Origin of the sequence: Thalassospira australica (assembly GCF_000763295.1) — a bacterium.
Classification (GTDB): domain Bacteria; phylum Pseudomonadota; class Alphaproteobacteria; order Rhodospirillales; family Thalassospiraceae; genus Thalassospira; species Thalassospira australica.
This window is the reverse complement of sequence record NZ_JRJE01000003.1, coordinates 204,285-228,490: the sequence shown is the minus strand read 5'-3', so window position 1 is coordinate 228,490 and position 24,206 is coordinate 204,285. Positions and strand designations below refer to the sequence as shown.

Sequence of the window (24,206 nt, the reverse complement as noted above, 5' to 3'; positions counted from 1 at the left end):
GACATCTTGTGTCAGGAGACCGATCCTTGACTTAAAAGCCCGCTTTTATGCGGGCTTTTGCTTTTGTAAGCTGTGCTTATGGCAACAGAAACAATGCCGACGCGCCCGGAAATCACATCTGATGTGACCCAGGGCGTTTGTCGACTTTTATATCATCACCGTATGGCGTGCCTGACGGAGCTTCGTCTGGGCAATGGACGCAGGCTTGATGTGTTGGCCCTTGGGGAGAAAGGCGAACTTTGGGCAGTTGAAGTCAAATCTTCAGTCGAAGATTTCCGGGTTGATCAGAAATGGCAAAGCTATCTGGATTACTGTGACAGGTTTTATTTTGCCGTCCCGATGCACTTTCCCAAGGAACTTATTCCTGAGGATGTCGGACTGATCGTGGCGGATCGTTTCGAGGCCGCCATCATTCGATCAGGTTCGGAGGAAAAGCTCTCCGCAGCGCGTCGAAAAAAGCTTCTGATCTCGTTTGGGCAAACCGCAGCAGGACGTTTAAGTGCATTTTCTTCAAAGGAAAACGTATTGGGATAGGTAAACCAAAGGTTATATTCCTATTATTCTTACAGATTAATATAAAATGCTAAGTCATTGATATTAAACTATAATTTTACCTGCAACTTTTACTAATCTATCGCATAGCATCAAAACGTATAAGTTTCTTTACCTCGAAACGCACTGGCCTAAAAGTTGTGTTTGTGCAATGCAATATAAGTATTGCGAGAGCGCTTGGGTCAGCGCGAGCGATTTTTGAAATTCGTTTCGACTGACCCGTGTTGGGTGTAATGCCCGGTTCCTTCTTTGGGGGACAAGGACATGGCGGAAACGAAACGTGCGATTGCTTTGGCTGGGGGCGGACCAGCTGTTGGTTTGAGTATCGGTGCCTGGCGTGCGGCTGCCTGGAAGCAATCCGATCTTGGGCGTGAATACGAACAGACAGTCGAATTTTTTAACAGGATCTGCCGGTCGCAAAAACGCTATGACCGGTGTCTGATTGCCGCTGCTTTTGCTCCGGATTTCTTTTCCCAGATCATCAACGCTGAAGAAGACGTCGAGCTGTTCAAATACAAGCTTGCTGGAGGCGTGCACGATATCCGGGTCATTGAAATCCCGGTGGAAGCCAATATCAGCTACGACTGGACGTCGGAAAACCTCGATCGCAGCATCGAGGACGGCTATTGCGCGACCGACGATGTTCTTTCTGCTTATCGAAATACGACCGGCGACGTGACCGTTGCCAAACTTCAGGCGGCTAGTAACGACGCTGCCTGACGTCACCTGTGAACGTTAATTTTGGATAGCCAAAGAATGAAGACTTTTGCGAATCTGAGTATCGGGACCAAACTTTCCATTTTGCCGGTTATTGCGGTTGTCACCATCATTGCTGTCAGCCTGATCGGCGGGCGAGCCATGATGTCGCTTTCTGATGGTCTGGAGTTCGCCGTCAGCGAAGCATATCCAGAGGTCAAGGATATCAGCGAGATTGATCGCAATGTGACCAGAGTACATCAGACCGTCTATCGTTTGCTTTCATGGTCTGCGGCTGGTGTTGATGAAGACCGGATGAACAGCGTTACCCAGGAACTTGATACGCAAATTGAAGAAGCAAAACTGTCCTTTGTGACGTTGCTTGAAAATGAAAACCTTACGGATTCCGGGCGTCAGATGTCGGTGGATGCTCAGGAACGTTTTGACGGTTATCTTGGCAAGGTCAATCAGGTCCTTGGGATGTTGGACATTGATTATACCGGCGCGCTTAGCTTTTCATGGTCCGCACAATCCGATTATGAAGCCCTGACCGATATTCTTTCAAAGCTGCGCGGTACTGCAGAGCTTCGAATGGATAGCGCAAGTGGTGCTGCAATGGCAGTGGGCAGTTCGGCCCAGGATCAGACCGTGATAGCCGCTATTCTGGCATCGGTTGCAATGGCCGTGATCAGCTTTGTGATCGCAAGCCTGATTGGCGGCCCGGTCAAAAATCTTACCCATGTGATGCGCGAACTTGCCGAAGGTAAGATAGACATTTCCGTACCCTACACCGGGCGCAAGGACGAGATGGGCAAGATGGCCGATGCGGTTGAAGTGTTCCGCCAGAATGCCGAAAGCCTCGAAGCTGCCGAAGAGCAACGTCAAGAGGATGAAGCCCGCGCAATCGAGGAAAAACGCCTTATTATGCAGGAGCTTGCCCAGGATATCGAAACCTCGGTACAGGGGACGGCAACGGCGGTAAGTGCAGCGATTGAGCAGATCGGTGCGTCCGCCTCGGCACTTCTTGGCAATGCTGAAAGAACCGACCAGCAAAGCGAAAGCGCCTTTGATGCATCGGGCAAATCGAGCCACAATATGGGCGAGATTTCCCAAGCTGCGGCCGGGCTTGCTGGGGCAATTGCCCATATCAGTGAAGAAATCCAGAAAAGCAGTCGGCAGGCGCAAGAAGCCAGCGAACAGGCCCGTGACGCGGACGAAAAAATCCGACGCCTCGAAGAAGCCAGCATCCGGATTGAGGATGTCGCAGCCCTAATCGGCAATATCGCCGAGCAAACCAACCTTCTGGCGTTGAATGCGACGATTGAATCTGCGCGCGCTGGTGAAGCGGGCAAAGGTTTTGCCGTGGTCGCAAATGAGGTGAAAAACCTTGCAAGCCAGACGGCAAAATCAACCGAAGAGATTGCAACGGAAATCGCCAATGTCCGTGCCGAAACCGGTCAGGCGGTCGAGGCGATCCGAACCATCGTCGAGAGTGTCCAGGGCATCAATGAAGTTCTGAGGCTGACGGCAGAATCTGTCATGGAGCAGGGGAACGCGACAGGACAGATCAGCACCAGTATCTCCGAGGCTGCCGGTTATGCCGAAACCGTGTCGGGCGGCATCGGTGATGTGCGCGATATCGCCCGCGCAACCCGCGATTCTGCGGGAAGTGTCGGCGAGGCAACCGCTGAGCTTAGCCGTGAAATGGCGGGCTTAAGCAGTTCGGTTGATGGTCTTGTCGCCCGGCTGCGCGCAGTCTGACGGACCAGTTTTTCTAACACTTCAACTAACCACTACTCACTACACTCATCTATGATCAAAGGGGAATTCAGGATGAATATGGTTTTGCGTTCGTTCGGTGCGGCTTTGGTGTCGTTCCTGATGGTTCTGAATGTATCGTCGGCCATGGCCCAGGATAAGGAAGCAACCGCCAAGGATCTGGTGGACAAGGCAATCGCGCTTTATGACGAAGTCGGGCAGGAAAAATCCTTTGCCGTTTTCAACGACAAGGCAGGCGAATATGTCTTTGACGAGTTCTATGTGATTGTCGCTGATGGCGAAAAGGGCACTTTCCTGACCCATGCCATCAACCCGAAACTGGTCAATAACCCTGGCCTCTGGGATCTTCAGGATGTGAACAGCAAGTTCATCATTCGTGACATGGTTGAAACCGGCAAGGCAACGCCGGATGGTGGCTGGTCCAATTATACCTGGACTCATCCGCAGACCAAAAAACTTGCTGAAAAGAAAACCTGGGTGAAAGCCCATGACAGCAAGATTTTCATGGTGGGTTATTACGAATAGAAAGTAATAACTTCGAAAAGCAAAAACCGCCCTCGGGCGGTTTTTGTGTTTCGGATTTAAAAATAATATCCAAAGTATTTGTTAAATTAAATCGACAGTGTTCAGGTTTGTAATTTAGATATTATAAATATAGATTTAATAAAAATGGTATTTTGGTATATGTTTTTCGGTTTTATATATATCTAGGTATATGTATTCGCGTGTTTTGTCACATCACTATTGAATAATTGTCTCAAATGTAGCGGCTTAAAATCATTATAATGATTGCCGTATCTACAGGTCCGCAAAGATGGACTGGTATCTCCTGGGGGTAAGCGATGGTGTAAGCGGAGGCATCCGCAACGCTTGCACCATGTTGTTTGGGCCGAAGTATTCGGTTTTCAACAAGGAGATTGCGACGTGGACAAGATCAAACGAGCTATCTTTCTTTCAGGCGGCGGGCCTGCTGTTGGCTTGAGTATCGGTGTGCTCAAACGCTTGCAGCAGGAACCGGATATCACGTTCGATATCTGGTCTTCTGCCTGTATCGGCGCCTGGCTTTCGGTTGCCTGGCATCAAGCGGACGAGGGCCAGGAACTTGACCAGACCATCGCCTTTTTTCGTAAAATTTTCCGACCGGCAAGTGTCTATGAAAGGTTTCCGATTGCATCGGCCTTTGCCCCGGATTTCTTTTCTGATTTCGCCAACAAACTCAATTACTTCTTTAACCCCGACAGCTATCAGGGATTGATTGTTCCTGATGCCATCGGCGAGGCGGTTGAACATGTGCAGCACTTCATGGGTAACCCCAAATACTGGACGCCTCACAATTTCAATGATGTTTTGCTAAACGGTTTTCTTGCGGCAAATCCGTTGTCACGTTTTCTCGTCGGATCGATTTACCAGACCCAGACCAAGGGATTGGCCAAGATCTATTCCCCAGACAGCATGTTTCTGGATCGGCTGAATTTTGATCGTCTTTATCAGCCCGACAAGCCCGCCATGTTCCACAATGCCTATAATCTTTCCAAGCAACGGCTGGAGCTTTTTACCAATAAACCCGATCACTACGATTTGCCACAGATGAATGCCCAGACGCTTTGTGCCTGTTCGGCCTTGCCGTTTATCGAGGAACCGGTCGAAATCAATGGCGACACCTATTGCGAGGGGGCAACGGTCGATTCCGTCAATTTCTTTGATTTCCTGCGACTTCACCCTGATGTTAATGAAGTTTGGGTCAGTCGCATTCTGGATCTCAAACAGGTGCGTCAGCCTGAAAATCTTTATGACGCGCTCAACAATCTGGTCATGCTGTTTGCCGCGTCGGCCAGCGAGGATGCGGTCACGGCTTTCAAACGCGAAGTCGCCGAAAGCGGTCGTAAAATCGATATCGTCGAAATCCCTGTATCTCCGCATATCAACTATGACTGGACGTGGGAAAACCTTGATCGCGGTATTGAGGATGGCTTTGTATCGACCGATCAAATGATTGCCGACTATCGGCAACGCAAACGCCACGCAAAATCCGTGCGAAGTTTGCGAGAAGAGGCGATCCGCCTTCTGCCGGAATTCCAGGGCCGTTTTCCGCGCTTCGTCTGAACAGCAAAAGGGCCGCATGTCGCGGCCCTTTTGATTTATCTTTTATTCCGCCGCCTTAAGGTGTTCTGGCGGATTGCGGAATTGTTCAAGCAGTTCGGCTTCGCGCGTTTTGACCTTGGCAATGTTGCCATCCTTTACATGACCATAGCCGCGAATTTGTTCAGGCAGGGCAAGAAGGGCGTTGGCAATGCGGACATTGTCATGATCAAGCCCGCCAATGACCTCTGCTACCAGTTTTTCGTAATCTGCAATCAACTGGCGTTCCATCTTGCGTTCGTGCGTGCGACCGAATGGATCAAGTTTCGTCCCGCGCAGGAACTTGAACTTGGCCAGAACGTGAAACGCGCTCATCATCCAGGGACCATAAACAGATTTCTTAAGCTGACCGCTTTCCGGATCCTTGTCGGCAACAGCAGGCGGTGCCAGATGGAAGTTGATCTTGTAATCCCCGGTGAAGGTCTGCGTCACTTTCTTAAGGAACGCCGGGTCGGTGTAAAGGCGTGCGACCTCGTATTCGTCCTTATAGGCCAGAAGCTTGAAGTAATATTTCGCCACCGTACGCGCCAGATCATCCTCATCGCCAAGGCGTTTTTCGGCTACTGCGACCTTATCAACAAGGGCGGTAAACCGATCTGCATAGGCCGCATTCTGATAATCGGTCAGGAAAGCACGGCGCTTGGCGATGATATCGGAAAGCTCGGTTGCAATCGGATGGGCTTCGGCATCATTCGGGCCGACCACTTCGATCACGCGCCTGGGATCATGAGCATACAGGCGGCCCCAATAGAAGGACTGCTTGTTCATGTCAATCGCCACACCGTTCAGATCAATTGCCTGCATCAGGGCTTCTTCACTGATCGGGATCAGGCCCTGCTGCCAGGCAACACCAAGCATGAACAGGTTGGTGGCAATCGAATTGCCCATCAGGCGGGTGGCAATGTCGCTTCCTTCCACGAACTTGACCCCATCCGCACCGCAGGCATCATTGATGACCTTCATATGCTCGTTGGTTTTAAGTTCGAAGTCCGGGTTGTGGGTAAAGGCCCCGGTGACGGTTTCGTGGGTGTTGATCACCGCTTTGGTAAAACCGCGACGCATTTTGGCAAGCCCTTCATAGCTTGCCGCGACCAAAAGATCACAACCAAGCACCACATTGGCTTCACCGGCCGGAATGCGTGCGGCATGCAGTTTGTTTTGATCATGGGCAAAGCGGATATGGCTGACGACAGCCCCGCCTTTTTGCGCAAGACCGGCCATATCAAGTCCGACAATGCCTTTGCCCTCGATATGGGCTGCCATGCCAAGCAACGCCCCGATGGTGACAACGCCTGTGCCACCCACACCGGTAATCAGAACCGACCACGGATCGTCAATTGCCGGCAAAGTCGGACGTGGCAGGCTGGCAAAGATTGCATCGCTGCTGGTATCTCCGCTTTTGGCGGCGGCTTCGGGTTTGCGCAACTCACCACCTTCGATGGTGACAAAGCTTGGGCAGAAACCATTCAGGCAGGAAAAGTCCTTGTTGCAGGCCGATTGGTCAATGGCACGCTTGCGGCCAAATTCGGTTTCGACCGGCACAACCGCAAGGCAGTTTGATTTTTCGCCACAATCGCCGCAGCCTTCGCAGACCAGATCATTGATGAACACCCGCTTGGGTGGATCAACCATAAGTTTGCGTTTGCGACGGCGGCGTTTTTCCGCAGCACAGGTCTGATCAAAGATCAGGATCGATACGCCTTCGATTTCACGCAGTTCTTTTTGGGTATCGTCAAGTGTATCGCGATGACGGATATCCACACCCGGCGCGAATTCCGCACCCATCGGGTATTTGTCGGGCTCGTCCGACAGAACGATGATGCGTTTGGCACCTTCGTCATACATCTGGCGCGTGATTTGTGGCACCGTCAGCGGCCCGTCTACGGGCTGGCCACCGGTCATGGCAACTGCGTCGTTAAACAGAATTTTATAGGTGATGTTCACACCTGATGCGACAGCCGCACGCACCGCAAGCGATCCGGAATGGTAATAGGTCCCATCGCCCAGGTTCTGGAAGACGTGTTTTGTATCGGTAAAGGGCGCCTGGCCAATCCATGTCGCACCTTCGCCGCCCATATGGGTAAAGGTTTCTGTCGAACGATCCATCCAGTTGACCATGTAATGGCATCCGATGCCGGCCATGGCACGGCTGCCATCGGGCACCTTGGTCGAACTGTTATGCGGGCACCCCGGGCAGAACCATGGAATGCGTGCGACATCCGGGCGGGGTTCGGCGATTTCGCGTTCTTTTTCCGCCAGCCAGTCAATGCGCTCATGGATGGCCGGGCTGTCATAAAACCGTTTGATGCGTTCGGCCAGCACCACGGCAATGCGTGCCGGGGTCAGTTCATCCATCGACGGCAGGATCCAGTCGCCCTTTTCATCGAACTTGCCGATCACGGTTGGGCGGGCGTCATCACGCCAGTTATAAAGCTGTTCCTTGACCTGATTTTCCATCACCGCGCGTTTTTCCTCAACGACGATGATTTCCTCAAGCCCCATGGCGAATTCGCGCACGTCATCGCGGTTCAGCGGCCAGCTCATGCCGACCTTGAGCACGCGAATGCCGATTTTGGCGGCGTCTTCCTCGGAAATGCCAAGATCATCAAAGGCCTGCATGACATCAAGATATGCCTTGCCGGTAGTGATGATGCCAAGCCGCGCATTCGGGCTGTCGATGACAGTCTTGTTCAGCTTGTTCGCCCGTGCATATGCCAGTGCGGCATAAAGCTTGTATTTCATCAGGCGATGTTCTTGTTCCTTGGGCGTATCGGGCCAGCGAATATGCAGGCCACCCTCAGGCATGTCGAAATCGGTCGGGATCACCGGCATGATGCGATCCGGGGCAACATCGGCGGCGGCCGAACTTTCCACGGTTTCAGCAATGGTTTTCATCGCCACCCAGCAACCGGAATAACGGCTCATGGCCCAGCCATGAATACCGAAGTCCAGAATGTCCTGAACACCGGATGGGTTCAGAACCGGGATTTGCGCATCAATAAAGGCATATTCGGTCTGATGGGGCAGGGTTGATGATTTGCAACTGTGGTCGTCACCGGCCAGAACCAGAACCCCGCCATATTGGGATGTGCCTGCATGGTTGGCGTGTTTGAAAACGTCGCCGGATCTGTCAACGCCCGGCCCCTTGCCGTACCACATGCCAAAGACGCCATCATATTTGGCATCCTTGTACATATTGACCTGCTGGCTGCCCCAGACGACGGTGGCTGCAAGGTCTTCGTTGACCCCGGCCTGAAATTCTATCTGCTGTTTGGTCAGGAACTTCTTGGCGCGCCAAAGTTGCTGATCAAGCCCGCCCAGTGGCGATCCGCGGTAACCCGAAATGCAGCCTGCGGTATTCAGCCCCGCGCGCGCATCAAGCTGGCGCTGCATCAGGGGCAGGCGAACCAACGCCTGAATGCCGGTAAGATACACCCGGCCTTCCTCAAGCGTATATTTGTCGTCAAGTTGAACTGCCGCCAATTGCTGTGCCATGACCGGTCTCCCTTGGGATCTCTCTGATATGCGGGGTCATTTCGGGCCCTTTGCGCTGCTGTTATTCATATGGGTGTTATTGCAGCGTTTCGGTATGACCTTGCGTTCTTTGTGTTTGAATGCGGTTGCGGGTCCGCTTTCACGCTTTGAATGGTAATGAATGCTGACCTTTTTTCAAAGATAACTCGCATCGCAATGAGCAAAACGCCTGATTGTATCGGTTGACGTTGGGTCAACTTATTATTTACTTATTCCGGTACCGATTTACGCGCAATAAAATTGCGATGTTGTTGCGTTGCGAAATTTCATCGGGCATCGAGTCCGTCCTCGGAACGGTAAAAACAACATGATATCCTCGCCCAGGTTTGGGTGCTCTAAACAGGAGCAGAATATGGAACAGCGTGTCTCGCTGATTACCCTTGGCGTCGCGGATCTGGATCGGTCGCGTCGGTTTTACGAAGGTGGCCTTGGTTGGCAGATGACCGAAATGGTCGAAGGGCAGGTGGTGTTTTATCAATTGTCCAACGGTCTTGCCCTTGGCCTGTTTGGACGTGCTGATCTGATCAAGGACGGTCAGTTTGAGGATGATACCGGCGCCAGCTTTGCCGGGCTGACACTGGCCTATAACACGCGCAGCGAAGAAGAAGTTGATCAGGTGATGGCACAGGCAGAAAAGGCTGGGGCCAAAATCCAGAAACCCGCCGAAAAAGTATTTTGGGGCGGGTATTCCGGCTATTTCCGTGATCCGGACGGCCATGCATGGGAAGTGGCCTTTAATCCGTTTTGGGAAATTGACGACAAGGGCAATCTGCATATCCCGTCCAAACAGCCCGATTGATCCCCCCATTTCGTTCCAACCAACGGGCAGCATTATGCTGCCCGTTTTCGGAAATATGCCAAACTACAGTTGCATCCGGGATAATTTACTTTTACATCAGTTGTGATGTAGTTTTAGTCAAAGCTTTCAAAGGGGGATAGGGGCTTGAGTTGGATTGACCAGTTTCCGGGTCTGTCAAGTTTGCCCGATGACATCCGAACCTATCTTGTTGAAGAAAGCAAAATTGTCACTGTTCCGGCCAATACGATCATTTTCGGGCCCGGAAAGTCACCGGAAAATCTGTTGTTGCTGCTTGATGGTACGGTACGTGTGCAGCAGACGTCAGATGGTGGGCGTGAAATTGTGCTGTATCGCGTCCATGCCGGGGAAAGCTGCGTTCTGACCACGGCGTGCCTTTTGGCCTATGAAGATTACTCTGCCGAAGGCATTGCCGAAACAGAAACCCGTGCGGTGGCGATCCCCAGAACCGTGTTTGACAAGCTTGTCTCGGACTCCATTGAGTTTCGCCAGTTTGTCTTTACCGCCTATTCGAAACGGATCACCGATCTGTTCATGGTCATCGAAGAAATCGCCTTTCAGAAGCTTGATATCCGCCTTGCCCACAAGCTGATTGAACTGGCCGGGGGCGAGGATACCGTTTCAGCCACGCATCAGAAACTGGCCGTCGAACTTGGCACCGCACGCGAAGTGATTTCACGTCAGCTTCAGGAGTTCCAGCGCCGGGACTGGATCGAACAATCGCGCGGCACCATCCGTCTCGTTGATCGCGCACCGCTGCAAAAACTGGCGGAAAGCTAATATTCCGGTGGTAATTCTGGCGGTAATTCAGGCGGTTCTACAACTTTAGAATTATTAGGTGCTGATATTGTGATGTTTGGTGACTTCATCACCGACAGGCAAATCGCAAATTCTTAAAATAACGGCAACAGTCAGATTTTTTGTCCGCAAATTCGGTGGGAGACAGGCGTTTTATCCCCATCCGATGCAAGCCCGTCATTGGGCAGCGCAGACACAATTGTTTAGGAGGAACTCATGTCTTCATACCCCGTAAACATGTCCGTAAAACCCGAAGTTACGGCCTTTTTTGACGAAGATACCAACACGATCAGCTATGTGGTCAAGGATCCCGAAAGCAACGCCTGCGCGGTTGTCGATTCCGTGATGGATATTGATTACGCGGCCGGTCGGATCACCTTTAGCCATGCAGACAACATCATTGCCTTTATCAAGGATAACGGCCTGTCACTGGAATGGATTATCGAAACTCATGTCCATGCCGATCACCTGTCCGCAGCGCCCTATATTCAGCAACAGCTTGGCGGCAAACTTGGCATCGGCAGCAAGATCACCGTCGTGCAGGATACCTTTGGCAAGGTATTTAACGAAGGCACCGAATTCCAGCGCGATGGCAGCCAGTTTGATCGCCTGTTTGAAGATGGTGATACCTATCAGATCGGCTCCATGACCTGCTTTGCTATTTATACCCCGGGCCATACCCCGGCCTGCATGGTGCATGTCATGGGGGATGCTGCCTTTGTCGGCGACACCCTGTTCATGCCCGATGGCGGTTCGGCCCGTGCCGATTTCCCGGGCGGAGATGCCGGCACCCTTTACGACAGCATTCAGAAACTTCTCGCCCTGCCGGGCGATATGCGCCTGTTTATGTGCCACGATTACGGCCCGAACGGCCGGGACATCAAATGGGAAACCACCGTCGGTGAAGAAAAGAAACACAACATCCACGTTGGCGAAGGCAAGACCCGCGAAGATTTCATCAAGTTCCGCACCGAACGCGATGCCCAGCTTGATATGCCGCGTCTGATCATTCCGTCGCTTCAGGTCAATATGCGTGCGGGCAAGGTGCCGACGGATAATAGCGGCAAGAAAATGCTGAAGGTCCCGGTCAACGGGCTTTAATCAAAACTCGGGTGAGGAAAAGCCATGGAAATCAATAAGATTAGCAGCGGGTTCTCTGTCAGCCCGCAGATCGTCGCAAACGATGTTGCGGAAATCGCCAAGCTTGGATTTCGCTCCATCGTCTGCAACCGGCCGGACGGCGAAGGATCTGATCAGCCGACCTTTGAAGAAATTTCAAACGCGGCAAAGGAAGCCGGCATTGAAGTCCGTTATCAGCCGATCGTCGCAGGCAAGGTCAGCGATGACGATGCCCGCGACTTCGGTCGCCTGTTTGACGAACTGCCCAAGCCGGTCTTTGCCTATTGCCGGACGGGGACGCGGTCAACAACGCTTTGGTCCCTAAGTCAGGCAGGGATTCTTGATACCAGTGAAATCCTGCGTGCTACCAAGGCCGCAGGCTATGACATGGGCGGTGTTGTGCGGCGTATCGTCAATGGTGGCAAGACACCCACCGATCAGGGCGATGCGAAATATGACATCGTGGTCATCGGTGGCGGGGCGGCCGGTATTTCCGTGGCATCCAGCCTGATGGCACGTCGTTCGGGTCTTGAGATCGCTGTGATTGACCCGGCCGATATTCACTATTACCAGCCGGGCTGGACCATGGTGGGGGGCGGCATTTTTGAAGCCAGCACCACAGCCCAGACCATGGGATCATTGATCCCCAAGGGTGTGCATTGGATCAAGGCGGCGGTTGCCGCGTTTGAACCGCAAGACGACGCTGTCATTCTCGATGGCTGTCGGGTGGTCAAATATGACCGTCTGATCGTTTGCCCGGGGCTTAAGCTTGACTGGAACCGGGTTGATGGACTGGTCGATACACTCGGGCGGAACGGGGTGACATCGAACTATCGCTATGATCTGGCACCCTATACGTGGGAACTGGTTTCCTCGATGCGTGAAGGCAAGGCGATCTTTACCCAGCCCCCAATGCCGATCAAGTGTGCCGGTGCGCCGCAAAAGGCGATGTATCTGTCAGCCGATCACTGGCATCGCAACGGTGTTCTTAAAAACATTGATATCGATTTCTGCAATGCCGGTGGTGTGCTGTTCGGGGTTAAGGACTATGTTCCCGCCCTTGAAAGCTATGTGAAGAAATACGATGCCCATCTTAATTTCTTCCACAATCTGGTGGCGATTGATGGTCAGGCGAAAAAGGCCTGGTTCGATGTTGCCAAGCCCGACACCAAGGTTGAACGCATCGAGAAGTCCTTTGACATGATTCATGTCTGCCCGCCGCAGGTGGCCCCGGACTTTATTCGTGTCTCCCCGCTGGCCGATACGGCTGGGTGGGTGGATGTCGATCAGGCAACGCTTCGCCACAAGTCGTTTAGCAACATCTGGTCGCTGGGCGATGTGATGAACGCACCCAATGCCAAAACCGCTGCAGCAGCGCGTAAACAGGCACCGGTGGTTGCCGAAAACATTGTCGCCGATATCGATGGTAAATCGCCAGTTGCGCAGTATGACGGCTATGGGTCCTGTCCGTTGACGGTGGAACGTGGCCGCATTGTTCTGGCCGAGTTCGGCTATGGCGGAACGCTTTTGCCATCTTTCCCGAAATGGCTGATCAATGGCACGCAGCCGTCGCGATTGGCCTGGCTGCTTAAGGAAAAGATCCTTCCACCAATTTATTGGAAGGCAATGCTGCGCGGCAAGGAATGGCTGGCCAAGCCTGAAAAAGTCACAAGCAAGTAAAACACCCTTCGCCCAAGGCAGTGATGAATGCTGCCTTGGGTTAACTCAGGTCTAAAGAGATCGATCAATGCGCCTGAACATGCTGCAGAAATATGTCCCGATTTTTGATTGGGGACGGACCTATGACCGGACGGCTTTTGGCAATGACATGATTGCAGCCGTGATCGTGACGATCATGCTCATTCCGCAATCGCTTGCCTATGCGCTGCTGGCCGGTCTGCCGCCCGAGGCGGGCTTGTATGCCTCTATCGCGCCGATCATTCTTTATGCCATCTTTGGCACCAGCCGCGCGCTTGCGGTCGGGCCGGTGGCGGTCGTTTCTTTGATGACAGCGGCTGCAGTTGGCAATATCGCGCAAACCGGCACCATGGGGTATGCACTGGCCGCCCTGACGCTTGCTGTGTTTTCCGGCGCGATCCTTTTGGCGATGGGGGTGTTCAAACTCGGGTTTCTCGCCAACTTCCTGTCGCACCCGGTGATTGCCGGTTTTATTACCGCATCGGGAATGATCATTGCCGCCAGTCAGCTCAAACATATTCTGGGTGTTGATGCCGGTGGGCATAATCTTTGGGAAATCGTGACGTCATTGATTGCCCATATTCCTGAAACCAATCAGACGACCCTGATCATAGGCATCTGTGCCACCGGCTTTCTGTTCTGGGTGCGCAAGGGCCTTAAGCCTGCGTTGCTTAAACTGGGTTTGGGGGCACGTTCGTCCGATATCCTGACCAAGGCCGGGCCGGTCTTTGCCGTTTTTGCCACCACGGCGGTAACCTGGTATCTCGGTCTGGCCGACAAGGGCGTTAAAGTCGTCGGGACCGTGCCGCAAAGTTTGCCGCCACTTACCATGCCGGATTTCAGCCCGGGACTGATGGCCGACCTTTTGGTGCCAGCGATCCTGATTTCCGTGATTGGGTTTGTTGAATCGATCTCGGTCGCCCAGACACTTGCGGCCAAGCGCCGCCAACGCATTAACCCGGATCAGGAATTGATTGGTCTGGGGGCGGCCAATATCGGTGCGGGCTTTACGGGCGGCTATCCGGTCACGGGCGGTTTTGCCCGCTCGGTCGTGAATTTCGATGCCGGGGCGCAAACACCTGCTGCCGGGGCCTTTACCGCCGTTGGTTTGGCAATTGCGGCAGTGGCGCTGACCCCGCTGGTTTATTTCCTGCCCAAGGCGACGCTGGCGGCCACAATCATTGTTGCAGTGCTGTCACTGGTCGATTTCTCGATCCTGAAAACCAGTTGGCAGTACTCCAAGGCAGACTTCATCGCGGTTCTGGCAACCATCCTTCTGACGCTTGGTCTTGGGGTTGAGGTTGGCGTAACCGCCGGTGTGGTGCTGTCGATTGGGTTGTTCCTTTATAAAACCTCGCGTCCGCATATTGCCGAGGTCGGCTTGGTCCCCGATACCCAGCATTTCCGAAATATCTTGCGCCATAAGGTGATTACCAGTCCGTCGGTACTCACCATCCGCATCGATGAAAGCCTGTATTTCGCCAATGCCCGTTATCTTGAGGACTACCTCTATGACAGGGTCGTGGGCTGCAAGAATTTGAAGCACGTTATTCTGATGTGCTCCGCGGTTAACGAGATTGATCTCAGTGCGCTTGAATCGCTTGAGGCCATCAATCACCGCTTAAAAGAGATGGGCATTTCCCTGCATATGTCCGAAATCAAGGGACCGGTGATGGATCGCCTGAAAAATGCGCATTTCCTTGATGAACTTACAGGCGAGGTTTTCCTGTCGCAGTTTGATGCGGCTACGAAACTTGCCGACGAGCAGATGAACGGGCCTGATTCAGACGAAACAACCGAACCAAAAATCAAACTGGTTTGAGGCATCCAACACCGGGAACACCGGGCTGCGGATCAGTCCGGTGTTTTTCCGCCATTCCGGCCATTGCGCAAATGCGTCAGGAAATAAATCAATCCTCCGGCAAGCAGGCCCCAGAATGCGCCTGATATGCCATAAAAGCTTAAACCCGCAGCGGTCACGATAAAGGTCACAGCCGCCGCTTCACGACCGTCTTCTTCCTTGAATGCCGCAACGGCCGACCCGGCAAACGCCCCGATCAGGGCAAGACCCGCGACCGCTTCAATCAGGATACCCGGTGCGAGGCTGATGAATGCTGTGACAAGGCCTGCGAGCAATCCAAACACGATATAAAAAACACCGCCAGAAACGGCTGCCCAGTATCGCTTGGCGGGATCGGGATGTGCATCCTTGCCCGCGCACAGGGCGGCTGTGATGGCGGCAAGGTTAACCGCATGGCCGCCAAACGGGGCCGATAGCAACGAGAATATACCTGTTACCGTAAACAGCGGTCCCGGTGGCGTATCATAGTCATTGGCGCGCAAAACGGCGGTGCCCGGAATGTTTTGCGATGCCATGGTGACGATGAATAGCGGCAGTGCAATGCCAATCAACCCGGTCAATGTGAATTCCGGCATGACAAATTCAACGGGCGGGGCGATGGCATGGCTCAAATCAGCCATCGCGTTTTCCGGGAAATCCACCCCAAAAAAGATGACAACGATAAAGGCAACAAGGGCCGCAGGCACAGCCAGCAAGCGGTTAAACCGCCCAACAACAATCCATGCAATTGCAATCGGAAGCCCCAGAAGCGGATCAAAGGCGACCGCCTTCACCGGCGCCAGACACAGCCCAAGCAACACACCGGCCAGCATCGCATTGGCAAGTGGGGCAGGGATACCCGCAACTGCACGGCCAAGCGGTTTCCAAACACCACTGATGATGATCAAAACCGCACAGACGATAAACGCGCCAACCGCGACCGCAAAGCCACCGCCAATCGCGCCGGATGTCGCAAGGAGTGCCGCCCCCGGTGTTGACCAGGCAATGCTGATTGGAAGACGGGTCTTAAGCGACAGGAATATCGCGCAAAGCCCCATGGAAATCGAAAGTGCCATCAGGCCCGATGCCGCCTGATCCGGCGTAGCCCCCACAGCACTCAGCCCCTGCAGAACAACGGCAAACGAACTGGCAGATCCAACAAACCCGGCCAAAAGGCCCATGAAAATACTTTGGGGCGAAATATCACGCAGCATATGGGCTCCACAGAAGGGAAAAGTTTCGCAGTGGCAGCAAACCCGGTGACCCTAGCGAGAAGCCATAAATCGGACCAGCGAAAAAGCAATATCCATAGGTTCTGATCCTCAACAGTGGATCAAGGCATAATGTGATGATCTCGCAGAAAGTGCGCAGCTATGGCGTTGGAAACGGCGCGTTGTGACCGAACCTTCGCAAGTCACCGTTGGCCTGTCACGTATCAATGAACCCCCGCCAGAACAATCCGGCGGGAGTTTGTTTATGTCAGGAAGTGTTTCTAAATCAGGGCAATAACTTGAACAGGATTGCGCGTTTTTCCGCGTCTGCCCCGCTTGCGATGAAATCTTGCGTCTCGCCGGTTCGTCCAGATGCCATCGGCAAACATGCCATCGTCACAGCTTAACGACCAGGTTCCGTTGGTCTTCGATGATTCATCTGTAATGGCGGAGCCGCTACAACTTGTGCCCGTTGTCGCGAGTTCGAGACTAAATTCGTACTGCGCGGCCCCCTTGATCGACGCCCGTCCTTCAAGGTTCTCTGTGACACCTTGCCAACTGCCGGTCAAGCGCGTTAATTCTTGCGGCGGTTCGGGTTTCTTGGGCAGTTTAAGTGGTTCAACGTTACTAAATGCCGCGATAATTTTTTCCCTGTCAGAATCATTCATCAGACCAATTTTCTGCGCCAACGTTTCGGCAGAAACCAGGAGTTTATCACTGCAAGTGCCAAATGTTACGACAGCATCGGAATAACCGCGATCATTGTCGTATGGCGTGGCTTTTTTGAAGCGTTTGGCAAATTGTCCAACTTTGCATTCAGGCGTTGATGCGATCCATCCCTTGGTTCGCGGCGATACTTGATCAAGCTCTACATAGGCGTCTGTAGGGATCGAATAGCGGTTTGCGATAACGTCGAAGTTTTCGACGTCCAGCATCCTGTCTTCAGTGCTGCGTGAAAACCACGCGCTATTGATGTACTCGATCTCTATGAACGATCGGCTTCCGTCCCAGATGACGGTTTCGCTCCAGCCTTGACCATTGTTTCGCTGTGTTGAGTTCGTAATGTACTTTTTGGAAGGTTCCAGAAACATAAAGGTATTGAACCTGCTTTCAGCAGGCTGAAATCCACCAAGTTTCTCCAGTTTCAAAGAACGCCCTGAAACGTCTCTTGGCCCGCCATCCGTCACACACGCCGATAACATAATTGCTGATAACGATAGAGCTACCGATCGCAAAAGCATGCCTTACCTCATATTGTTGTTTGCTTTGTCCCGTCGGTAAGTATGCGTAGAACAGATTGCTAAATCTACTTTTAATAGTTTTAGAATAGAAAAAAGCAGCCCCAAATTGTTTAGGGCTGCTTCTGTGATTTGGCAATCTGGCGGTGTTTGTTGTTGCAATCTACCGTTCGGTGATCTTGAACTCGATCCGGCGGTTGCGGCGATAGGCGATTTCATCATCGCGGTTATCAAGGGGCTGGTATTCGCCAAAGCCAGCAGCAACCAGACGGTTGGGCGGCACACCCTGTTCGATCAGGAATTTGACCACCGAAATCGCACGGGCTGACGACAGTTCCCAGTTCGATGCGAACTGAAGGTTACGGATCGGCACCTTGTCCGTGTGCCCGTCCACACGCATCACCCAATCAATGTCATCGGGAATTTCCGATGCAATCGTCGTCAGGGTCTGCCCCAGTTTGGCAAGCTGTTCCTGACCTTGTTCACCAAGATCAGCCGAGCCGGAGCCAAACAGAACCTCGGACTGGAAGACAAAGCGATCGCCAACCACCCGGATGTCCTGACGATCCCCAAGCACTTCGCGCAGGCGTCCAAAAAATTCCGAACGATAACGCTGCAATTCGGCAACCTTGGTCGCAAGGGCGGCGTTCAGGCGGTTACCCAGATTAACGATCTGGGCGTCTTTTGCTTCGTTTTCACGTTCGGATGCTTCAAGTGCATCCTGAATGCTGGCAAGCTGTTGGCGCAGGGCCAGCATCTGCTGATTAAGGGCTGCGACTTGTGCTTGTGCTTCTTCGCTCAGGTTTTTTTGATCTTCAAGTTCGGCTGCACGCGATGCCAGAAGGGCAGAGAGTTCGTCAATCCGGGTTTCCTGATCTTCGATACGGTTTTCCTGCGTCTCAATTGTCGCATCGGTGCTTTCGCGAAGCTCGGAAAGATCGGCCTCCTTGTCTTCAAGGGAGGCCAGCGCAGCCAGAAGTTTCTGTTCAATCTCATCAGCCGAAAGTTCGGCAGCAGCCAACTGATCGGCAAGGGTGGCCGCACGTGCCCGCAGATCATCACGTTGATCTGCGGTGTTGGAAAGCTCGGTCGTCAATTGCGTGAGCTCAAGTTCCATGCGCTGATTATTGCCACGTTCAAGCGACAGAAGGTTGGTCAGTTCGTTGACCTGTGCGGTCAAATCGCTAAGGGCTTCATCACGTCCCGAAAGGGCGGCACCCAGATAGACCTGCGCAATGACGAAGATCATCAGAAGAAAGATGATCACCATCAAAAGCGTGGCAAGCGCATCGACAAAGCCCGGCCAGGTATTTACATCGCGGTTACGACGGCGCGAAAGCCCGATCATGCGATCAGCCCTCCTCGGCGATGGCGGCGATGGTACGGGCAAGAAGCTTGATTTCGCTTCGGATTTCCTGTGTGGATTGCTGACGGCCCATGGTCAGCTCTTCGCCAACACGGGCAAGCGTATTATCAAGCGAACGGATGTGCGCCCGGGTATTGTCATCAATCCCGAAGCTGCCCATTTTCATCGAGTCTGCAAGCTGATCCAGCACCGGTTTAAGATGCATTTGGTTTTCGGCCAGCTTGACCATCAATTGTTGTTCGGCCTTCATCTGATCGGTCAGGGTGGAAAGCTTGTCTGCCAGATCAATCAATGTGTTATGCGATTTGATCTGCGAGCTTTCCGACCGCTGGATGGAGTTTTGCAACCCTTCCATATTATCGGCCATCTGTTCGATCAGGGCCGAAAGATAGGCCGGAACCGATTGCTCGCTATCGGAAATGCCACCACCCGAACCAAGGCGGGTAAAGCTTGAAAGCCATTCTTCAAGATCGTTAAAGAAGCGGTTCTGTGCCTGACCGGCCTGCATGTCCAGAAGGCCCAGAGCCAGTGAACCTGCCAAACCAAACAAAGAGGACGAGAACGCCGTGCCCATGCCGCTCAGCGGTTCGGCGAGACCCTCTTTAAGTTCCGAGAACCAAAGATCCATATTCGATCCGCTGCCGACATTGACGTTGCTGATTACACCCGCAACCGAGTTCACGGTTTGCAGCAGGCCCCAGAACGTGCCAAGCAGGCCAAGGAACACCAGAAGACCGACGACATAGCGCGACAATTCACGGCTTTCATCAAGGCGCGAACGGATGGAATCAAGGATGGTCCGGGTCGATGTGGTCGAAAGCTGCGGGCGATCGCGGCGCTGTTCGGCCATCATGCTGGCCATCGGCGCCAGAAGTTTTGGCGGTACCTGCGATGTCAGGCCGGGACGCGAACGCCGGAAATCTTCGATCCACGTCACTTCGGGCGACAGGCTGGCAGCCATACGGAAGGTGTAAATCACACCCACCACAAATACACCAAGGATCAGGCCATTAAGAACAGCATTGGCCATAAAGGCGTCCGACAAGGCCGGAAACAGCAGGGCACCAACCCCGGCAATGATGGCAACAAAAATTGCCATGCGTGTCAGATAATTTCCGGGCTTGGTAATGGGCGGGAGTGCTCCCGTGCCAGTTGCCGTATTGCTGCTCATAACGGATTAATCCTAGCGTTGAACGGTTTTGATATCGACACGATCTGACGGGCCGGACGGAACATTCGCGCCGAGCGCACGAACATCAATGCGCGTGGAACGCACACCCTTGTCGATCAGATAGGAACGGACCTGCAAGGCACGCGACAGTGACAGGCGACGTGCTTTTGATGCATTTGCGCCATCACCTGCGGCATAGGCCTGCAACTGAATGCGAAGACTGTCATCCTGCCCCATTGCTGCGATCACCTGATCAAGCTGACCGATTGCGGCCTGGCTAAGTTCAAAGCTCTCGGCGGCAAAGCCAAGGCTATATTCATCAGCACCCGTGGACGGCATCGGTTCCGGTGCCGTTTCAGGCGGAATGGATGCTTCTTCTGCCACCGGGGCCGGAGCTGCCGGTGCAGGTTGTTCGGCAACTGGGGCCGGGCTATCGGCCATCTCGGTTGCGGGTTGGGTTGTATCGGGTGCGGGGGCTGCGGGGGCTTCCGGAGTATTGTTGATCGGTTCAACTTCCGGTGCCGCAGGCGCAGCAGGGGCCGGGGCTGGAGCCGGCGGTGCGTCAGCCGTTTCGGTTATTTCTGGTTCTGGCGCGGGTGCCGGTGCAGACGCCGGTGCCGGTTCTGGTTTGGTCAGCGGTGTGGGTGCGTTTGAGGCACTGCTGCTTGCCGCGACGGTTGGTGCGGCTGGTTTGCTGCGCGGCGCTGCAGTTGGTTCCGGCTGGGTCATGACAATCGTCTGATTGGCACCATCGTCGCTGCCGGGGTCCATTCTGGGTGCGGGGGCAGACGCGGAAACACCCGGAACCCCATAAAATTCGGATTGGGTCGGAAAGGCGCTGCCGCCACTCGATCCGTCAATAACAACGGTCTCAAATCCACCGTCATCGTTGCCTGATCCGCCTGCATAGGCAAATTGTTCGCTGGCAAGGAAGGCTGATTTCGGTTTGGTTTCCGGGAAAATCAAATCCCCGCCGGGCATCACGATATGATCGCGTGAAACGTTGGATGAAAGATATTGCGGTACTGTTGGCTGCCCGCCGTAACCGTCGGCAACGTCCCAGTTGACCTGAACGCTGTTGTTAACCGATACGGGGGAGTATTGTTGTGCGGAAACGTCGCGCGCCACAAGCACAGTTGTGCCCAGTGCGGCCATCATCGCAAGCACCGAAATCTTGGAATACCCCTTCATCAAATCGCAGGCCCCTTAATACCCTGTGTTTGAAATCGTTTTGCCAACGTTGTTCTATTTCACACAGTTTTGTGTCGATCATTAGGCACCGGTAAACTTTCCGAATGCCCCCCCGTCGTGCGCGGGTCTGTTGTCAGGCCACGCAGTCCCTTGCACCATAGCTTAGAGACAGGTGATGGACAACCGCTTTGACCGATAACGCAAAAGGGGCGCTTCGGCAAATTGCGAAGCACCCCTTTCAAAAAACAGTAACAAAAGCCGGATGTTAGTCCGCAATTGCCTTTTTAAGCGTTTTGGCCAGCACTGGCTGGATATAGTCGTTGGCGGCAACCACGCTTCCCGTTGACAGCATGTTGGTGCCGCCTTTCTCGTCGCGGATGTAACCACCTGCTTCAGAGATCAGGATAATACCGGCAGCAATGTCCCACGCATTAAGGTGAGATTCCCAGTAACCGTCAAAACGACCAGCCGCGACATAAGCCATATCAAGCGATGCGGCCCCCATGCGGCGCACACCGGCACAACGGTCCATGACAGAATGCAGCTGTTTTTCGAAAACAGCATGATCGCCATGGCCCAGATGCGGTACGCCGCAGGCCAGAACACATTCGTTCAAACGACGACGGCCCGACACGCGCAGGCGGCGGTTGTCAAGAAACGCGCCAACGCCTTTTTCCGCCCAATAGCATTCATCCTTGGCAACGTCATAGATCATGCCAGCGATGATTTCGTTGCCCTTCTGCAGGGCAACCGAAATGGCAAAATGCGGAATGCCATGCAGGAAGTTGGTGGTGCCATCAAGCGGATCAATGATCCAGCGATGCTCAGGGTCGGAACCCTTGATCTCGCCACCTTCTTCCATCAGGAAGCCATAGCCCGGGCGCGAACGCTCAAGCTCTTCACGCAGGCGTTTTTCGGCACGGTGATCAGCCGCAGATACGAAATCTGCCGGGCCTTTCATCGATACCTGAAGGTTTTCGACTTCACCGAAGTCGCGTTTCAGTCCATAGGCTGCCTTTTCGACAGCCTTGTACATAACGTTGATATTCGCAGAACGACGGGCGGCGCCTCGCACGGCATATCTCCCGATAAATGAGTTAAAATAAGGCCAGCGGCCCTAAAACCAGAGAGCAGAGATGCCCTTAGTCCTTGGCACGCTCGACATAGGTGCCTTCAACCGTGTTCACGACAATGCGCGTACCCGATTCAATATGCGGGGGCACCATCACTCGAACACCGTTCTCAAGAACAGCCGGTTTGAAAGATGAAGATTGGGTCTGACCTTTGACGACAGCATCGGCTTCGACGATTTCAAAGACAACATGCTCAGGCAGCGTCACGCCAAGGGACTCACCTTCAAAGGATTCGATGGTCACAACCATGCCATCCTGAAGATAAACAGCAGCTTCGCCAACAAGGTCGGAATTTACTGTGATCTGGTCAAAGGTTTCGCTGTCCATAAAGGTGATCATGTCACCATCAGCAAACAGGTAGGTGTATTCTTTCTGCTCAAGGCGAACCTTCTCGACGGTTTCCGATGCGCGGAAACGTTCGTTCAGCTTGGTGCCGGTACGAATGTCTTTGAGTTCAACCTGGTTAAAAGCACCGCCTTTACCCGGCTTCACAGCCTGGCATTTTACTGCACGCCACAGGGCACCTTTATGTTCGATAAGGTTACCCGGACGGATTTCGTTGCCGTTGATTTTCATGGCACCAACCGTTCTTTCAGATCACAGATTCACAATGCAATAAGGGGCAAGCGCCCCATTTCAGGGGCCTTACCTATCAGTTTGCCTGTTTTGCTGCAAGCAGATTGATCAGGGATTGCGCGCATAACACCCCGTCATTCGCGCATGGCTTGGACAAATAATTGCCTGCCAAGCCGTTTCCGAATGTCGGCGGTTAGATGTCGGTCGCGGCAATTGCGGCCTTGATCGCCTTTGCCCCGGCTTCCGGTCCATCAGGGTGGTTCCAGACACCACCGGTGACCGCAATGAAATCGGCCCCGGCCAGAACGATGGGGGCAACGTTTTCGGCCGTAATGCCGCCAATCGCGACACAGGGCACGGTGGTAAAGGTCGTCCAGATTTCGAGGATTTCTGTCGTGACGCTGGTTTTTGCGTCTTTGGTTTGGGTCGGATAGAACGCGCCAAAGGCCACATAATCAGCCCCCTTGTCACCAAGAACCATCGCCTTGTGGCGGCTGTCATAGCATGACACACCAACGATATGTTCTTCGCCCATGATTGCACGCGCTTCGTCATAGCTGGCGTCGTCCTCGCCAACATGCACACCATCGCAGCCGGATTTTTTGGCAATATCAGGACGATCATTCAGGATCAGCGGAATATCGCGATCTGCGCACATCGGCAGGATGGCATCAATTGCGGTGCGGATTTCATCGTCGCTGACATCTTTTAAGCGCAACTGAAGACAGTCAACCGCGCCGGTATCAAGCACGGACTTGAGCCGTTCGCCAAAGGACGCAAGTTCTATTTTCGGCGGGGTCAGAAGATAAAGACCGGCAAGTTCGTCTGAATTCACGATGATAATTCCTGATGATTTCCTGCGTGTTATGTAACCCCTGACACGGGTTTTGGCAATCGCAGACAATGATCACGCGTCGCCAAGATACTCTTGCAATCGTCGATCCAGTTCCCCGTCCGGCAGCAGGTCATCACGCATTTCATATATGGCGTTCTGGGGGGGTAGTTCGGTCACAACCGTGCATCGCGCTTGGCGACCCATGTCCTGCAGGCGGTCAACCGGATCGTCGGGCAGGGGATCGACAATCACCCCATCAAGGCCGATTTCAATTGCCGTCAATGCCCCGGATACGCGCCCCCGGCAATCAAGAATGGTTGTGAACGTGCTGTCGGGAAATTCTTCAGATATCAATTTGATCAGGTCGGCAAACCATTGTGCCCCGTGTGACAGGGCGGCCTTTTCCGGCGACAGCAATACAAAGGGGCGTGCGCCCATCACGCGGCAGGCGGACCTTGCGCCGGTGATGCCATGAATGCGAATGATATGATCGGGAAACCTGTTCATTTCCAA

20 protein-coding genes are annotated in these 24,206 nt (G+C 53.4%); 10 read left to right on the top strand and 10 right to left on the bottom strand.

Translation table 11 applies throughout. The features are described 5' to 3' along the window. Positions 1 to 78: 78 nt before the first annotated feature. The 5 genes from JF44_RS0102725 to JF44_RS0102705 all read left to right on the top strand — a co-directional run bounded on the left by JF44_RS0102725 (position 79) and on the right by JF44_RS0102705 (position 5,130). Positions 79 to 534, top strand: coding sequence for an MmcB family DNA repair protein (locus JF44_RS0102725; RefSeq protein WP_033067396.1), 456 nt, complete (start codon positions 79 to 81; stop codon positions 532 to 534). Between the two features lie 282 nt (positions 535 to 816). Further along, entirely contained in the window at positions 817 to 1,272 is a 456-nt protein-coding gene (locus tag JF44_RS0102720; protein WP_033067395.1) for a hypothetical protein, read from the top strand. A gap of 36 nt (positions 1,273 to 1,308) precedes the next feature. Continuing rightward, positions 1,309 to 3,009 (top strand): methyl-accepting chemotaxis protein, encoded by a 1,701-nt coding sequence (locus tag JF44_RS0102715; RefSeq protein WP_033067394.1) that lies wholly within the window; start codon positions 1,309 to 1,311, stop codon positions 3,007 to 3,009. 72 nt (positions 3,010 to 3,081) lie between these two features. Beyond that, positions 3,082 to 3,552 carry a cache domain-containing protein gene (locus JF44_RS0102710; RefSeq protein WP_033067446.1) on the top strand — a complete coding sequence of 157 codons (471 nt, stop codon included), beginning with the start codon at positions 3,082 to 3,084 and terminating at the stop codon, positions 3,550 to 3,552. 399 nt (positions 3,553 to 3,951) lie between these two features. Then, positions 3,952 to 5,130 (top strand): patatin-like phospholipase family protein, encoded by a 1,179-nt coding sequence (locus tag JF44_RS0102705; protein WP_033067393.1) that lies wholly within the window; start codon positions 3,952 to 3,954, stop codon positions 5,128 to 5,130. Between the two features lie 42 nt (positions 5,131 to 5,172). On the opposite strand, the gene JF44_RS0102700 is transcribed toward JF44_RS0102705, so the two are convergent. Further along, positions 5,173 to 8,661 carry an indolepyruvate ferredoxin oxidoreductase family protein gene (locus tag JF44_RS0102700; RefSeq protein ID WP_033067392.1) on the bottom strand — a complete coding sequence of 1,163 codons (3,489 nt, stop codon included), beginning with the start codon at positions 8,659 to 8,661 and terminating at the stop codon, positions 5,173 to 5,175. A gap of 391 nt (positions 8,662 to 9,052) precedes the next feature. Here JF44_RS0102700 and JF44_RS0102695 point away from each other — a divergent pair, with 391 nt between their 5' ends. The 5 genes from JF44_RS0102695 to JF44_RS0102675 all read left to right on the top strand — a co-directional run bounded on the left by JF44_RS0102695 (position 9,053) and on the right by JF44_RS0102675 (position 14,954). Further along, positions 9,053 to 9,499 (top strand): VOC family protein, encoded by a 447-nt coding sequence (locus JF44_RS0102695; RefSeq protein WP_033067391.1) that lies wholly within the window; start codon positions 9,053 to 9,055, stop codon positions 9,497 to 9,499. Positions 9,500 to 9,643: 144 nt separating this feature from the next. Continuing rightward, on the top strand, positions 9,644 to 10,297 hold the full coding sequence (locus JF44_RS0102690) for a Crp/Fnr family transcriptional regulator (protein ID WP_033067390.1): 654 nt from the start codon (positions 9,644 to 9,646) through the stop codon (positions 10,295 to 10,297). A 234-nt stretch (positions 10,298 to 10,531) separates the two neighbouring features. After that, on the top strand, positions 10,532 to 11,416 hold the full coding sequence (locus JF44_RS0102685; RefSeq protein ID WP_033067389.1) for an MBL fold metallo-hydrolase: 885 nt from the start codon (positions 10,532 to 10,534) through the stop codon (positions 11,414 to 11,416). A gap of 24 nt (positions 11,417 to 11,440) precedes the next feature. After that, entirely contained in the window at positions 11,441 to 13,114 is a 1,674-nt protein-coding gene (locus JF44_RS0102680; protein ID WP_033067388.1) for a bifunctional protein tyrosine phosphatase family protein/NAD(P)/FAD-dependent oxidoreductase, read from the top strand. Between the two features lie 67 nt (positions 13,115 to 13,181). Then, the gene (locus JF44_RS0102675) at positions 13,182 to 14,954 is read left to right on the top strand and encodes a SulP family inorganic anion transporter (RefSeq protein WP_033067387.1); all 1,773 of its coding nucleotides are present in this window, start codon (positions 13,182 to 13,184) and stop codon (positions 14,952 to 14,954) included. Positions 14,955 to 14,986: 32 nt separating this feature from the next. On the opposite strand, the gene JF44_RS0102670 is transcribed toward JF44_RS0102675, so the two are convergent. The 9 genes from JF44_RS0102670 to JF44_RS19810 all read right to left on the bottom strand — a co-directional run bounded on the left by JF44_RS0102670 (position 14,987) and on the right by JF44_RS19810 (position 24,200). After that, positions 14,987 to 16,186, bottom strand: a complete 1,200-nt coding sequence (locus tag JF44_RS0102670; protein WP_033067386.1) for a benzoate/H(+) symporter BenE family transporter — start codon at positions 16,184 to 16,186, stop codon at positions 14,987 to 14,989. A gap of 278 nt (positions 16,187 to 16,464) precedes the next feature. Next, positions 16,465 to 17,424: a hypothetical protein gene (locus JF44_RS0102665; RefSeq protein ID WP_156111570.1), complete on the bottom strand. Its 960-nt coding sequence runs from the start codon at positions 17,422 to 17,424 to the stop codon at positions 16,465 to 16,467. Positions 17,425 to 17,584: 160 nt separating this feature from the next. After that, positions 17,585 to 18,769, bottom strand: coding sequence for a peptidoglycan -binding protein (locus JF44_RS0102660; protein WP_033067384.1), 1,185 nt, complete (start codon positions 18,767 to 18,769; stop codon positions 17,585 to 17,587). A 4-nt stretch (positions 18,770 to 18,773) separates the two neighbouring features. Beyond that, positions 18,774 to 19,958, bottom strand: coding sequence for a hypothetical protein (locus JF44_RS0102655; protein WP_052065393.1), 1,185 nt, complete (start codon positions 19,956 to 19,958; stop codon positions 18,774 to 18,776). Between the two features lie 12 nt (positions 19,959 to 19,970). Next, positions 19,971 to 21,149 carry an OmpA family protein gene (locus JF44_RS0102650; protein ID WP_033067383.1) on the bottom strand — a complete coding sequence of 393 codons (1,179 nt, stop codon included), beginning with the start codon at positions 21,147 to 21,149 and terminating at the stop codon, positions 19,971 to 19,973. 265 nt (positions 21,150 to 21,414) lie between these two features. Next, positions 21,415 to 22,224: an inositol monophosphatase family protein gene (locus JF44_RS0102645; RefSeq protein ID WP_202901467.1), complete on the bottom strand. Its 810-nt coding sequence runs from the start codon at positions 22,222 to 22,224 to the stop codon at positions 21,415 to 21,417. A gap of 67 nt (positions 22,225 to 22,291) precedes the next feature. Then, entirely contained in the window at positions 22,292 to 22,858 is a 567-nt protein-coding gene (gene efp, locus JF44_RS0102640) for an elongation factor P (RefSeq protein WP_033067381.1), read from the bottom strand. 193 nt (positions 22,859 to 23,051) lie between these two features. After that, positions 23,052 to 23,693, bottom strand: coding sequence for a thiamine phosphate synthase (gene thiE, locus JF44_RS0102635; RefSeq protein WP_033067380.1), 642 nt, complete (start codon positions 23,691 to 23,693; stop codon positions 23,052 to 23,054). A 72-nt stretch (positions 23,694 to 23,765) separates the two neighbouring features. Further along, complete coding sequence (locus tag JF44_RS19810; RefSeq protein ID WP_052065391.1) at positions 23,766 to 24,200, bottom strand: hypothetical protein; 435 nt, start codon at positions 24,198 to 24,200, stop codon at positions 23,766 to 23,768. Positions 24,201 to 24,206 lie beyond the last annotated feature (6 nt).